Annotated in this window: 14 protein-coding genes; 4 read left to right on the forward strand and 10 right to left on the reverse strand. The window is 42.9% G+C overall.

The window, feature by feature from the left end; all coding sequences use genetic code 11:
* Nucleotides 1-204 precede the first annotated feature (204 nt).
* Both DW904_RS10575 and DW904_RS10580 read right to left on the reverse strand, forming a co-directional pair.
* Entirely contained in the window at nucleotides 205-450 is a 246-nt protein-coding gene (locus DW904_RS10575; protein WP_118580277.1) for a hypothetical protein, read from the reverse strand.
* A gap of 7 nt (nucleotides 451-457) precedes the next feature.
* Complete coding sequence (locus tag DW904_RS10580; protein WP_118580337.1) at nucleotides 458-1,120, reverse strand: hypothetical protein; 663 nt, start codon at nucleotides 1,118-1,120, stop codon at nucleotides 458-460.
* A gap of 7 nt (nucleotides 1,121-1,127) precedes the next feature.
* On the opposite strand from DW904_RS10580, the gene DW904_RS23875 reads away from it, so the two are divergent.
* Both DW904_RS23875 and DW904_RS23880 read left to right on the forward strand, forming a co-directional pair.
* Entirely contained in the window at nucleotides 1,128-1,298 is a 171-nt protein-coding gene (locus DW904_RS23875) for a hypothetical protein (RefSeq protein ID WP_243110376.1), read from the forward strand.
* A 30-nt stretch (nucleotides 1,299-1,328) separates the two neighbouring features.
* Complete coding sequence (locus DW904_RS23880) at nucleotides 1,329-1,526, forward strand: hypothetical protein (protein ID WP_243110377.1); 198 nt, start codon at nucleotides 1,329-1,331, stop codon at nucleotides 1,524-1,526.
* A gap of 83 nt (nucleotides 1,527-1,609) precedes the next feature.
* Here the strand turns inward: DW904_RS23880 and DW904_RS10590 are convergent, their stop codons facing one another.
* From DW904_RS10590 to DW904_RS10610, 6 genes are all read right to left on the reverse strand, one after another.
* A complete protein-coding gene (locus DW904_RS10590) occupies nucleotides 1,610-2,983 on the reverse strand; it encodes an MATE family efflux transporter (RefSeq protein WP_118580280.1) in 1,374 nt (457 codons plus the stop codon).
* Between the two features lie 164 nt (nucleotides 2,984-3,147).
* The gene (gene yicI / locus DW904_RS10595) at nucleotides 3,148-5,022 is read right to left on the reverse strand and encodes an alpha-xylosidase (RefSeq protein WP_243110378.1); all 1,875 of its coding nucleotides are present in this window, start codon (nucleotides 5,020-5,022) and stop codon (nucleotides 3,148-3,150) included.
* Nucleotides 5,023-5,030: 8 nt separating this feature from the next.
* Nucleotides 5,031-5,174 (reverse strand): hypothetical protein, encoded by a 144-nt coding sequence (locus tag DW904_RS23885; protein WP_243110379.1) that lies wholly within the window; start codon nucleotides 5,172-5,174, stop codon nucleotides 5,031-5,033.
* 25 nt (nucleotides 5,175-5,199) lie between these two features.
* Nucleotides 5,200-6,033 (reverse strand): carbohydrate ABC transporter permease, encoded by an 834-nt coding sequence (locus DW904_RS10600; RefSeq protein ID WP_118580283.1) that lies wholly within the window; start codon nucleotides 6,031-6,033, stop codon nucleotides 5,200-5,202.
* On the reverse strand, nucleotides 6,030-6,926 hold the full coding sequence (locus DW904_RS10605; protein ID WP_118580286.1) for a sugar ABC transporter permease: 897 nt from the start codon (nucleotides 6,924-6,926) through the stop codon (nucleotides 6,030-6,032). Before DW904_RS10605 ends, DW904_RS10600 begins: the two co-directional genes overlap by 4 nt.
* Nucleotides 6,927-7,020: 94 nt before the next feature.
* Complete coding sequence (locus DW904_RS10610; protein WP_173717309.1) at nucleotides 7,021-8,268, reverse strand: extracellular solute-binding protein; 1,248 nt, start codon at nucleotides 8,266-8,268, stop codon at nucleotides 7,021-7,023.
* Nucleotides 8,269-8,477: 209 nt separating this feature from the next.
* On the opposite strand from DW904_RS10610, the gene DW904_RS10615 reads away from it, so the two are divergent.
* Nucleotides 8,478-10,238 (forward strand): histidine kinase, encoded by a 1,761-nt coding sequence (locus DW904_RS10615; protein ID WP_118580292.1) that lies wholly within the window; start codon nucleotides 8,478-8,480, stop codon nucleotides 10,236-10,238.
* Nucleotides 10,225-10,983: a helix-turn-helix domain-containing protein gene (locus DW904_RS10620; RefSeq protein WP_118580295.1), complete on the forward strand. Its 759-nt coding sequence runs from the start codon at nucleotides 10,225-10,227 to the stop codon at nucleotides 10,981-10,983. The genes DW904_RS10615 and DW904_RS10620 overlap by 14 nt, the downstream gene beginning before the upstream one ends.
* A gap of 69 nt (nucleotides 10,984-11,052) precedes the next feature.
* On the opposite strand, the gene DW904_RS10625 is transcribed toward DW904_RS10620, so the two are convergent.
* Nucleotides 11,053-11,838: a YitT family protein gene (locus DW904_RS10625; RefSeq protein WP_243110380.1), complete on the reverse strand. Its 786-nt coding sequence runs from the start codon at nucleotides 11,836-11,838 to the stop codon at nucleotides 11,053-11,055.
* A gap of 131 nt (nucleotides 11,839-11,969) precedes the next feature.
* Nucleotides 11,970-13,070, reverse strand: a complete 1,101-nt coding sequence (locus DW904_RS10630; protein ID WP_118580298.1) for an ABC transporter ATP-binding protein — start codon at nucleotides 13,068-13,070, stop codon at nucleotides 11,970-11,972.
* Nucleotide 13,071 lies beyond the last annotated feature (1 nt).

Genomic DNA, 13,071 nt, shown 5'->3' on the forward strand with positions numbered 1-13,071 from the left:
AGGTTTTTGATGTCTTTCTATATTTTCCAGATCTATTGTCTCAAATGATTGCTTCTGATTCGCACCAGAACTAAATTTTCCTGCATAGAGTGCTATGCATAAACGATAATTCAATTATAGAATAGCACAATATATAGTGCGTGTCAATTGCATGTTTCCATATATTGTATTTTCATTTTCTCTGACAGTCTCCAGCTTCACGTATCAGGAGCATCGTCTCTCCATAAACCATTTATCAAATTCATAGTATAAATGGCTCTCTTTTCCATTCACCATTATGGTGTAACAAATTCCGGTTCCACCTGCTTTTCGACTAGCACAGCGCTCCCTCGCAAGAATACGGTCCACATGATATTTTTCCCCATCTTCCCAGATAAAGTCCACCGGGCTCATAGTTCCATCTTTGTCAAAATTGACAAGGACATCCACATATACTTTTGCATTTTCCATTTACCAATTACCTCCCATTAAAATATCCTATCGGGTGAACCGTGTGGGAACTTTGTGCATCCAGACTTGCAAGGGCTTTATCCTGATACATAAAAGCTTTTTGCACACTGAAATATCCAAACCGTCTGCGGATTTCATCCACCGCCTGATCCATTTTCTCCTGTTTTTCTCGTTGTTCCTCGCTCACAAATAAGTCAAGCTGTATAGGAATATCGGATAATACCAGACTTTCTGCACGAACTCCCAGGCTTCTGATCGGATGCTGCCAGTTATAATGTTCCTGAAAAAGCTCGTTGGCAGCTTTCATAATCTCATTTGTAATATCCGTGGGACGCTCTAACTTTTTCTGCCGGGAAAAAGAATATAACCCATTATCCCGGATACTGATGGATACTACCTTGCATTTAAACCCATGTTTTCGAAGCCTGGCTGCAACACTTTCTGCTAACGCCATCAATACAATCTGCACATCCAGGTTATTTTCCAAGTCCCTGGGAGTCGTGGTACTATTGCCAATAGATTTAACAGGTGCTTCATATCCCTGGGGTGATACTGGCGACTCATCCCATCCATTTGCAAAAGTATAAAGCACCAGACCCATTTTTCCCAATAAACGTTCCAGAAATGTAGGATCCGACAGGGCAAGCTCGCCTTTTATCAACTGGACCATTGAGACCTTGTCACTGATCAAGGCCCGTCTGCAGCGCGGGGACCGGATCACAGACGAAGTCAGCGGGGAAGTTTACACCTTGTATTCTTTCCAGCAGTTTGTGGAGAAGAATTTCTCTTCTTACATAGCAAGCCAGGTGTTTAAAGAGACTTCTAAGCCTGAGAAAATTTACTTCTAACTGAAACCATGTGAAGAAGGCTACTCTCTGGTGGCAGCTGACTCAGACAGCAATAAGACATATGCCTGGATTTCCAGCCTGAGCAAACGATTCTCACTGGTAGAAATGATCGCTACCGGAATTGTATATGTGAAAGATACTCGTACCAATACCTATCAGCCATTTATTTCCGGAAAGGGGAAATATTGTAAGTATGATAAGGAAAAGGGAATTCTGGTAGAAATCTAACCAAAATGGACACAGATCACAATGCCATTACTGGAGGTTCAGTAATAAAGACATTGCAGTCTGTGTCCATTTTTCATCAGATCCTATTGTTCAAAAATATCTTCCCGGGTAATATTTTTCGCCCACTCTCCCTTTCGGTAATGATGGAAAACCCAGGGCCATTTCACGAATTCGTCTGTACAAAGCAGAAAGTAAACCCACAACACTGGAAGCTTCAGTACAAAGGCAGCGAAGAAACCTAGCGGCACCGCATATACCCACATATCTACCGTGTCACAGATTAAGCCAAATTTCGTATCGCCCCCTGCCCGAAAGACACCTGCAATCAGCGCAGTATTTACTGCGGATCCCATAATATAGTAGGTGTTAATGAGAAGCATGTATTTCAGATAATGCATAGCGGTGTCATTCAGGGAAGCAAATTTCATCACAAAAGGAGTGATGGCAAGGACGATCAGCCCTCCAAGTGCACCGGTGATCACAGTCAGCTTCAGCATTCTGGAAGCGTATCGTCTGGATTTTTCCAGGTCTCCTTTTCCCATGATCTGCCCAAGAAGAATGGTTCCCGCACTTGCAATGGCAAAACAGAATACAGAGCCAATGTTCCGCACCACAGTAACCAGGGAATTAGCGGCCACCGCGTCAGTGCCAAGGTGTCCCAGGATTACAGAATACATGGAAAAAGCAACGCTCCAGGACAGGTCGTTTCCAAGTGCCGGAAGTGACAAACGGATAAAGTCCTGAAACAATACTTTACTGCGAAGGAACATATATGCCAGATTCAGCTTCACATTTTTACTAAAGGAAGATACAACCACACAGCCAATCAGCTGGATCAGTCTTGATGCAGCGGTGGCGATTGCAACGCCGGTTGCACCAAGCTTCGGAGCACCGAACAGGCCGAAGATAAAAACTGCATTTAGGAATATATTCAGAATAAATGCCAGCATATTCAGCGCCATACTGATGGTTACTCTTCCAATACTTCGAAGAACTGCCAGATAGATCTCCGAGATTCCCCAGCAGATATAGGTAACGCCCATAATGCGGATATAGGAGGAACCAATGGTGATCAGCTCAGGATCATTGGTAAATAGCCTCAGCATCATCTGAGGCGCAGTAAATGCAACCAGGGCAACCAACAGGGAAATCAACACAGAGAAACGAAGTGCGATTCCCTCTACTACATGAATCGCCTGAAAATCCTTTTTACCGGCATATTGGGAGCACAAAAGAGAGGCTCCGGTACCGATGCCATAATACACCATAAATAAAATATTGGAATAATTGGCTGCCAGGGATACCGCCGAAATAGCGGACTGCCCCACGTAATTCAACATGATCACATCCGCTGAATTCACAGCCGCACTGAGCAGATTCTGTATAATAATTGGAACCGCCAACCGGAAAATCTGCGGATAAAAATCATCTTTTCCAATTGAAAGTATTCTTTTCATTTTCCCTCCTTAGTAAATACCTATATTTAAATAAACTATTTGGTATTATACTGTTTTTCTGTCCCAAAAGCTATCCCTTTTCTGACAGAAAATAACAATATTTTGACATTAAAAAGGCACTGTCTGGGACAAACATGCCAGACAGTGCCTGTAAAATCTTTCTATTAAATAACTTTTAGTAAAGGATCTCCTTCTCTTACATACAATGGCAGACTGAAGTAATCAAAGGTTCCGGTATGCCACTGGTTTCCCTGTGCAGGTTCTTTGGTAAGAAGATGTACCCAGTTTCCTTCTGGAAGATAAAAATCCTGTTTTCCATCTGAGGAAAATACAGGTGCAACCAGAATGCGGTCTCCCAACATATATTGCTGATCCAGATATGCGCAGTTTCTGTCTTTTGGGTATTGCATGTGCATTGGACGCATTACGGGAAGCCCTTTTTCATGGGCAGTCTGTGCAAGGCTGTAAATATAAGGCATAAGCTTCCATTTCAGCTCGGTAAAGTATTTCAGAACCTCACAGGCCTCTTCATCATAATTCCATGGAACACGATAAGAACTGGATCCGTGTAAACGACTGTGGGAAGATAAAAGTCCAAAAGCCACCCACCTTTTGTACAGATCAGCTGAGCCATCATCCTCGAAGCCGCCAATATCGTGGCTCCAGAAGCCAAAGCCGCTGTCCATAAGGGAAAGCCCGCCCCTTAAGGTTTCGGCCATGGAAATATACTGGCTGGTTGAATCTCCGCCCCAGTGTACTGGAAATTTTTGTCCGCCTGGTGCTGCACTTCGTGCAAAAAGAACAGCTTCGCTTTCTCCTTTTTCTTTTTTCAGAAGCTCAAATACGCACTGGTTATAAAGATACGTGTAATAATTATGCATTTTTTCCGGATCAGAGCCGTCGAACCATTTTACATTGGTAGGAACACGTTCTCCGAAATCTGTTTTGAAACAATCCACTCCCACATCCAGAAGTGCTTTCAGCTTACTCTGGTACCAGCTGCATGCATCTGGATTGGTAAAGTCTACCAGTCCCATACCAGCCTGCCACATATCCCACTGCCAAACTCTTCCATTGTCTTTCATCAGAAGATAGCCCTTTTCCATGGCTTCTCCAAACAGAGGCGACTTCTGTGCAATATAGGGATTGATCCAAACACAGATTTTTAAGCCTCGCTTATGAAAACGTTCCAGCATACCTGCCGGATCCGGGAACATATCTTTATCCCAGGTGAAGTTGCACCATTCGAAGCCTTTCATCCAGAAACAGTCAAAATGGAAAACAGAAAGAGGAATATGGCGCTGTTCAAATCCATCAATAAAGCTGTTTACCGTAGCCTCGTCGTAGTTGGTGGTAAAGGATGTGGTAAGCCATAAGCCAAAGGACCACTTAGGCGGCAATGCCGGTCTTCCGGTAAGGGCTGTGTATTTTTCTATAATTTCCAAAGGGGTAGGACCATAAATAACAAAGTATTCCAGTTCCTCATCTTCTACAGAAAACTGTACGGTTTCCACCTTCTCACTACCTACCTCGAAGCTGACACGTCCCGGATGATTGACAAAGACGCCATAGCCTTTGGTCGTATAATAGAACGGAATATTCTTATAGGAAATTTCACTGGCTGTACCGCCATCCTCATTCCAGATATCCACGGTCTGGCCATTTTTTACCATAGGGGTAAACCGTTCCCCAAGGCCATAAACCAGCTCGCCAACACCTAAATTAAGTCCGGAGACCAGATAGTTCATGCCTTGTTTGTGATGCATCATTCCCGTAGTTTTGCTCTTGATACAGGTAAGCTCCCTTCCATCTCCATAAAACTTCATTTCAGGGGAACCAGTTTCAAATTCCAGGGAAAGCTTTCCTGACTTTAACGTCCATTTTTCTTTGCCGGAAGCTTTCTCACATTTACGTTCCGGACTTTTATCTAAATCACCATACAATTCAAATGATGGGCTTTTTACGTAATTTCCAGCGTGATTTACCATGTGGATTCCCAAAATGTCCTTTGCTGGTGCGGTGAAGGTATAGGTCATCATTCCAATGTTTAAGGTATCCCCGCGTCCCTGGATTTGTTTATAGGGGCAAAAGCCAGGAGTTCGTTTTCCCGCTCTTCTACCTCATAAATGTCTCTTACATAATCAGCCTGAAATTCATCTCTCACAAGCCAGAAGCCATTGGTAAACTTCATCTTCCATTCCTCCTTTGAAAATCGGTCAGCCTTTTACGGCTCCAGCTACAACACCCTTGATAATAGATTTCTGGAAAATCAGATACAGGATCAGCGCTGGGATAATGATCAGGATCGCAGCAGACATAATGTTCTGCCATTCCATTTTGTACTGTCCCATAAAGCTGTAGGCTGCAAGCTGCAGGGTTTTGCTGCTCTTTCTTCCGCCCAGCATAAGAAGGGGAAGAAGAAAGTCATTCCAGATCCACATTACATTGATGATCGTAACCGTCGCAGTACAGGATTTCAGCATTGGAAAAATAATACGGGTAAAAAGCTGAAACTGGTTGCAGCCGTCAATAAGTGCGCTCTCTTCCAGTTCCAGGGGAATGCCCTTGGCAAAGCCCTGATACAGGAAAATACTCATTGGGGCACCAAGCCCCCAGTAAATAATGGCAAGTCCCCATATTTTCCCATTGATATGTAAAGTGGTGGCTACATTTACCAGAGTAAGCATAAAGGACTGGAACGGGATCATCATAGGCGCAATGCAGAACAGGAAACAGAAACGGCTGTAGCGTGTTTTCACACGTGCCATTTTATAGCCTCCCATGGAAGCGATCACGATAATGCCGAGAGTTCCTATTACTGTGGCGATGAGTGTATTCAAAAAAGTAGCTGGATATTTCATATCATGAAATACATTTTTTATATTGTCAAGAGTAAAAGCAGATGGAAGGCTCATAACATCTGTCATGATTTCCTGATAGCTTTTAAAGGCATTGATTCCCACCAGGAAAAGAGGGGAAAGATATAAAAGCAGAAAAAGGATCAGGAATAACTGTATCACACCGTGAAGTGCTTTGCTTTTTTTACTCATGCCTCTACCTCCTTGCCTTTAAAGAAATTAACCTGAATTACGGAGATCACCAGAACGATGATAAAAAGAATTACACTTTTGGCGCTTCCATATCCATAGCGGCTGTTGTTAAATGCAGTGTTGTAAATATCAAGTGCAATTGACGTAGTAGATGTTCCCGGACCGCCGCCTGTCAAGCTGAAGATCAATTCAAACATTTTTAAGGAATTGGCAACAGAATGGAACATGCAGAAGGAAATGGACGGCATGATCAGCGGGATAGTAATTGAGAAAAATCTGCGGACTGCTCCTGCCCCATCCAGGTCTGCGGATTCATTTAGTTCCGTTGGTACTCCCTGCATACCTGCAACGTAGATCAGGATATAAAAGCCAAGGCTCTGCCAAACAGAAACAATGATGGTGGAGAACACAGCCAGTTGGGAGTCTCCCAGCCAGCTAAGACCGAAAATTCCCCATCCGGTTATGGACATAAGTGCTTCAAATACTCTGGTACAGATAAATTTCCAGATAAATCCAATGATAACAAGGCTTATGATATTGGGAATATAAAAAGCGGCTCTGAAAAATCCTCTGCCTTTGATCTTGGATTCCAGAAGTGCGGCAAAAAAAATGGCAAGTACATTTACGATCAGTACTGTTCCAATGGCATAGATAAAGGTATATTTCAGCGCACTGACAAAGGCTGGATCATTGGTAAAAAGCCGGATATAATTTTCGAGTCCGATAAATTCCGATGTTTTTCCAATACCGTTCCATTTACGGAAGGAATAATAAATACACATAACGAAAGGAATTCCTACAAACAGCGTGATGAAGAAAACTGCAGGGGCTACATATCCTGCGAATTCCAATGCTGTTTTTCTGGCCCTTCGTTTCTGGCTGTTTGCCTGCATAAAGAAACCTCCTGTCCTTTTCGGAAAAACAGGGCTGCCGAAATTGTCAGCCGCCCTGTTTTCGTTTTTATTCACGCGATCATTTTATAATAAATTACATTGCATCGTAAGCATCAACAAATAACTGGGTAAGAACCTCTTTTGTCTCGTCGCGGTCTGCATTTCCTGCAACATAGTTCTGGAATGCGGTACCAAATGGCTCTTCTACACCTTCTGGTCCTTTAAAGATCCACCATGGACATGTTACGGAATTATCCTGTGCAGCTGCTGTTTCTGCTGCAAGCTGTGTATCAGGTGCATCTGCTCCGGTAAGTGGGGAGATATCGCCGATAACTGATGGAACCCAGCTTCTTCCATAATCAGAAGTACACATGTAGTTCAGGAAATCAAGAACCGTATCAAGATTTTCGGAATCTTTTGCTACACGGAAGGTAAGGTTGGACTCAACTGCGAGAACTGCTTTTTCGTCCATGCGGGGCATATAAACATAACCCATATCAATATCAGGGGCAATGGCGCGGATACTTGCCTCGTCCCAGGAGCCATTGTGGATCATGGCAACTTTTCCTGTTGCAAAATCGGAGCACTGAAGATCATTGGTGGACTCCATTGGCTTGTCACCGCTGTACTCCTTGATCAGATCCAGAAGATCAAGTGCAAAATCAACCTGCGGAAGCTCGCCGAATTTCAGATCTCCGTTTTTCACATCTTCAAAGAGCTTGTCATAATCGCCGTCATAGGCATCACTCATGGACGGATAAACGGTCTGTGGAAGGATCCACCACTCACCAAATCCGGAGCTGAATGGCTGAATACCTGCATCTGTCAATTTCTCACAAACGGTGCGAAGCTCGTCTAAGGTAGTTGGAAGTTCTGTGATTCCAGCCTGCTCAAATAATGCTTTGTTATAGATAAAGCCATGGGACTGAACCAGGAATGGCATTCCTGTAATATGGCCATCTTCTGTTACAGATGTAAGGGTTGTCTCGGAAAAGTTCTTCATAAACTCTTCGTCATCCAGGTTATAAATATAATCTGCATATAAAGTATTGTCGCTGTATGCACTGGAAAGAAACAGGTCCGGAACCTCACCGGAATTTAATCTGGAACGGAGTACAGTCTGGTAATCATTCTGAAGGACTTCCAGCTCAATGGATACATTTGGATGTTCTTCTGTATAATGATCGATCAGATCATGGTAAGCGTCTGTGTATTCCGGACCATTAAACATGAAATAAAGCTCTACCGGATCATCGTCTGCCATTACGGTTACAGAACCCATTGTAAGAGAACTGACTGTCATTAAACCGGCCATTAATAAAGCGATTTGTTTCTTATGCATATGCATATCCTCCTTCTTTTTGCTGCTGCCCGTTTCGCCCACGGCAGCCTGCTTTGTTTTTGATAATCTAATCATACACTATGCAATATTACAAATAAATAGAAAAAATCAAACTGTTTATGGTAAAAGTTTGATATCTATAACCTGTTCTATTGTGAATGAATACAACAAGTTGTATAATATTGCCATAATAAAAAGGAGCTTTATGTATGAAAAAGAAAATAGAAAATTTATCCATGCAGACGCAGCTGACAGTTGTGATCCTGTCTGTGATCGTTCTTGCATTTGGAATTATTTTATATAGTGGTTATTCTGGTCAGGCAAGGTCTTTTGCAGAGGAATATACTTCTTCCACACAGACTATTCTGGAGATGGATGTGGCAAATCTGGATCAATATATTCAGGGTCTGCGGATCTTTTGCGTACAGCCCTGCCTGAATGTATCTGTCTATAATTCCCTGCTGAAGAGAAAACCTCTTTCCTCTTCTGAGATCAGTGACATAAAACAGGAAATCCAGTCTTCCTATCATAGCAGAACAGATATCCGTTCTTATTCCATTACAGCAATGAATCAGGATTTATGTTTTGAGCGGAATGCAGGGGTTGGGGGACAGCATATTTTATCGACCCCTGTAAAAGATACTGAAATATCCAGACCTTATATTGCCTGTGGAAGCAATGACAAATATGAATATCTGGCGCCCCCGGATTCAGAAGATGTGTTTTTCCGGTATTATCACTACCTGATCCGCCTGAGAAACCGGGAACCAGTCAGTTTGTCTTATGTGGATGTAGATACTACACAGCTGCGGCTGCTTATGAAAAACCATCAGGATTATGGGCAGATCTTATGCCTGTATAATTCAGATGGTGAACTTTTATATTCCAGTTCTGAGGATATCCGAAATCAGGAAGAAAAAGAAAAAAAGCAGCTTTTTGGGCTTCATTCAGATGTTGAAAATGTAAATATCGGTGGAATTTCTTATCTTGCACTTCGCAGGACCAGTGAAGAGACGGGCATTGTCCTGCTTTCCCTGCTTCCTAAAAGCGCCTGGGATGACCGGGCAAGGGACTTTTTGCTTCCTCTGGTAATGCAGATTGCAGTGATCACTATCTGTCTGATCATTATTGTTACGCTCATGATCCGGATGATCACAATTCCATTGAAGAGGCTGTCTTACCAGATGGGAAAAATGGGTGAAGGAGACTTTTCTCCCACAGCTTTTGGCGGAGGCTGTAAGGAAACCTGTGCATTAACAGAAAGCTATAACGACATGGCAGCCCACATTAATGAATTGATCGAGACCAACTATATTTCCAGCATCAATGAGAAAAATTCCAGGCTCCAGGCGTTGGAGGCCCAGCTGAATCCCCATTTTCTCTATAACACTCTTCAGGCGATTGCTACAGAAGCATTGCTTGCAGACTGTCAGGAAATTTATGATATGATTGTGTCTTTGTCTGCAAATCTTCGTTATACCATTAAAGGCGGAGAACTCGTCCGCTTGCAGGAGGAACTTGATTATGTAGACCGGTATATTCTTCTGCAGAAAACAAGACTAGGCGGGCGCCTGGAAGTGACGAAGAAAATTAATCCAAAGGTAAATCTGGCAGTGATTCCAAAAATCAGTATTCAAATGCTGGTAGAAAATGCCATTATACACGGAATGCCGGAGAACGGAGCTGTTCTTCACATTATCATCCGGGTATGTATGGAAAATAACCGGCTGCTCATCAGTGTATATGACGATGGAAAGGGAATTCTCCCAGAAAAAGTGAAAGAACTGAATGATATTTTTTCCGGAAAATCAGCAGATACTGGCAATTCCATCGGACTTCCCAATCTTGCAAGCCGTCTGAAAATACTTTATCAGGGAGAGGCTGGTCTGTTTCTGGAATCACAGGGCGATCAGTTTACAGAAGTAAAAATGGAACTTCCAATCAGAAAGAGGGAAAATGAAAATGTATAAAGTACTGATTATTGACGATGAGGCACCTGCTAGAATTGCAATAAGCAGGCTTGGTCACTGGGCAGATTATCATATTACAGAGCTTTATCAGGAAACCAACGGTGCTGCAGCTTTAAAAACCATGCGGGAAATAAAGCCCCAGATTGTTTTTGTAGATATGCAGATGCCGGTTATGAATGGCATGGAATTTCTGGAAAAGGCTTCCCATGAATTTAGGGATACCTGTTTTATTGTAATCAGTGGGTATGATTATTTTGATTACGCAAAGGCAGCTTTGAAATGTGGTGCCATTGATTATCTGTTAAAACCAATTGCACGGGAAGAATTGAATGCTGCCATTGATAAAGCAGTCCAGACATTGGGAAATACTGGTACCTGTTTAGAAAAAGAAGCGCCAAAGCTTTCCCCTGATGAAGTTGTCGCCAGGATCCGGCAGGACATTGACCAGAACTATCCACAGCCCCTTAAGGTCAGCAGTTATGCGAAGAAGTACTTCTTTACCCAGGAGTATCTCACACGCCTTTTTCGCCAGCATTATGAGATGACCATTCAGGAATACCTCCTTATGGTCAGAATGACCCGGGCGAAAGAACTGCTGGAGAATCCTTCTATTAAGATCCAGGAAGTTGCTGCCCGGGTTGGATATTCCGATAATAACTATTTCAGTAAGGCATTTCGGAATTTCTTTGGAATTACGCCCACAGATTGCAGAAATAAGTGTTTCGTGAGCAGAAATACTAAATAGACCGAAAGCCTTTTCCAATGATCTCACTGCTGTTTACAATGGTAATGAAAGCGTGGGGATCAATCTGTCTTAAATGAATGCGAGGCGGTTGGTCTCGCTTCTGGTGAGAACAGTCATCAGTACCTTCTGCTCCTGTTTGGTATAAACACCGAAGGCATTTTGCTCAGTTGCAGAACGGTGAAGATCGTTGATAATAAAGTCTTCCACCTGATCTGGGTACTTGCTGATAATGGTACAGACTTTTCGCAGGTTCAGGCTTTCAATGGCACTGTCTACAACGGTACATTTCAAGATCATTCCCAGGATACAGTAAAGTCCGGTCTGTGCACCGTAAAGGTAAGCGGCGATCAGTACGATTCCAAGATCGCTGACCAGAAGGGCGCGTCCAATCTCCAGACTGGTATATTTATGCAGGATCATGGCTACAATATCGGTACCACCAGTGGAAGCGCCTACGTTAAATACCATGGCCGCTCCTACTGCTGGCAGGATAACCGCAAAGCACAGCTCCAGGAATACATCATGTGTCAGCGGGAAACTAAGCGGATAGATCACTTCACAGGCACTTACATAAAAAGACAGGGCAAAGGAGGAATAAATAGTCCAGCCCATAGAACGGATTCCCAGAAAGAAAAATCCGAGTACAACCAGCGCTGCGTTGACGATCCACATGAATGCGCCTACATTCCACTTCGGAAACAGGGTAGACAGGATAATGGACAAACCGGATGTACCGCCAAATGCGAAGTGATTTGGCGTTTTGAAAATGGAAATTCCAACTGCTGTAAAAATTAATCCCAGATTCAGAATTAAAAAGAAAATCAGGTTATCTTTTGTAAAAATCTTCTTTTTCATAAGTTATTTTATCTCCTCCCTTCAGTAAAATTAGTATAGCGCAAAACGTGTGTTCTGTATAGAGCGTTTTTTTCTATTTTTTATATAATGAGCTTAAAATCCCTCACTGCTTTTGATATAGAGTTTTTTCTTTATACAAACTGCACTTTTCTGCTTTTCTTTGCTGCCTCGATAAGCTCTCCCAGCCGCTTATTGCAGCTTCCAACAGGTACGCTTGTACAGATAACCCTGTCACAGCTTTCCATGGCTTTTAAAGCTTTCTGGAAGGTTTCCCCGCTGATTTCCATAAAGGGTTTCTCTGTGATCACCTGATCGGCCAGCAGTCTTGCCAGGCGGTAATCCACATCATTGGTGTATAGAACACCTGCAATAAAAGGAGTATGCACCTTCTGAAGCTGCCGGAATACGGGAATACCAGTGCCGTTTCCACAGATCACAAAAGTTTTCGCTTCACCTTCCGGCTTTGGAAGTTCAATGCTCCCAAACAGCGGATCAAAAAAGCCGTTGTTGATTTCATAAAGCTCCCGGATCATATTTTCCTCGAAAATTTCCTCAGGTTTTCCAAAATGGGAAATGGTATCTCCCTTTACACAGATGATCTTATCCGCAATCTTCTGTGCAAGGTCAATTTCATGAAGAGACATGATAACAGTTATCTGCTTTTTCTTCGCCATATCCCGAAGAATAGATAAAAGATCCAGCTTATGTTTAATATCCAGGAATGAAGTAGGCTCATCCAGAATAATAATATCTGGTTCCTGGCAGATCGCGCGTGCAAGAAGCACCCTCTGGCGCTGTCCATCACTGATGTTGTTAAAATCACGGCTGCCAAGAGCTTCTGCATGTACCGCCTTCATAGCTTCTTCTACCTTTTCTTCATCTTCCCTTGTAAGAATGCCAAGCCTTCCTGTATAAGGATAACGGCCGGTTGCTACAATGTCATGGCAGGTCATCAGCTCCGGCTTCATTCTCTCAGTAAGAACTACAGCCATACGGGTAGACAGATCCCGAAAGGTAAAGGACAACAGATTCTGGTTGTCAAAATAGACCTTTCCGCCAATGATCTGCAGCTGTCTTGTAATACTTTTTAAAATAGTAGATTTTCCGGAACCGTTAGGACCAATGAGAGTTACGATCTCTCCCTTTTTTATTCCAATACAGATATCGTGGATCAGTGCCTTTCGATTGTAACCAACAGAAAGGTTGTCCATATGAAAATAATAATTGTCCATT

It is taken from the genome of Ruminococcus sp. AM42-11, assembly GCF_003480145.1.
Taxonomy (GTDB): Bacteria; Bacillota; Clostridia; order Lachnospirales; family Lachnospiraceae; genus Blautia_A; species Blautia_A faecis.

What these genes read in the sequence shown, in the direction of transcription:
- DW904_RS10575 (WP_118580277.1), bottom strand. Translation starts at nt 450, where the DNA reads ATGGAAAATGCAAAAGTATATGTGGATGTCCTTGTCAATTTTGACAAA.
- DW904_RS10580 (WP_118580337.1), bottom strand. Translation starts at nt 1,120, where the DNA reads ATGGTCCAGTTGATAAAAGGCGAGCTTGCCCTGTCGGATCCTACATTT.
- DW904_RS10590 (WP_118580280.1), bottom strand. Translation starts at nt 2,983, where the DNA reads ATGAAAAGAATACTTTCAATTGGAAAAGATGATTTTTATCCGCAGATT.
- yicI (WP_243110378.1), bottom strand. Translation starts at nt 5,022, where the DNA reads ATGATGACCTATACCTTCACCGCACCAGCAAAGGACATTTTGGGAATC.
- DW904_RS23885 (WP_243110379.1), bottom strand. Translation starts at nt 5,174, where the DNA reads ATGAAGTTTACCAATGGCTTCTGGCTTGTGAGAGATGAATTTCAGGCT.
- DW904_RS10600 (WP_118580283.1), bottom strand. Translation starts at nt 6,033, where the DNA reads ATGAGTAAAAAAAGCAAAGCACTTCACGGTGTGATACAGTTATTCCTG.
- DW904_RS10605 (WP_118580286.1), bottom strand. Translation starts at nt 6,926, where the DNA reads ATGCAGGCAAACAGCCAGAAACGAAGGGCCAGAAAAACAGCATTGGAA.
- DW904_RS10610 (WP_173717309.1), bottom strand. Translation starts at nt 8,268, where the DNA reads ATGCATAAGAAACAAATCGCTTTATTAATGGCCGGTTTAATGACAGTC.
- DW904_RS10615 (WP_118580292.1), top strand. Translation starts at nt 8,478, where the DNA reads ATGAAAAAGAAAATAGAAAATTTATCCATGCAGACGCAGCTGACAGTT.
- DW904_RS10620 (WP_118580295.1), top strand. Translation starts at nt 10,225, where the DNA reads ATGAAAATGTATAAAGTACTGATTATTGACGATGAGGCACCTGCTAGA.
- DW904_RS10625 (WP_243110380.1), bottom strand. Translation starts at nt 11,838, where the DNA reads ATGAAAAAGAAGATTTTTACAAAAGATAACCTGATTTTCTTTTTAATT.
- DW904_RS10630 (WP_118580298.1), bottom strand. Translation starts at nt 13,070, where the DNA reads ATGGACAATTATTATTTTCATATGGACAACCTTTCTGTTGGTTACAAT.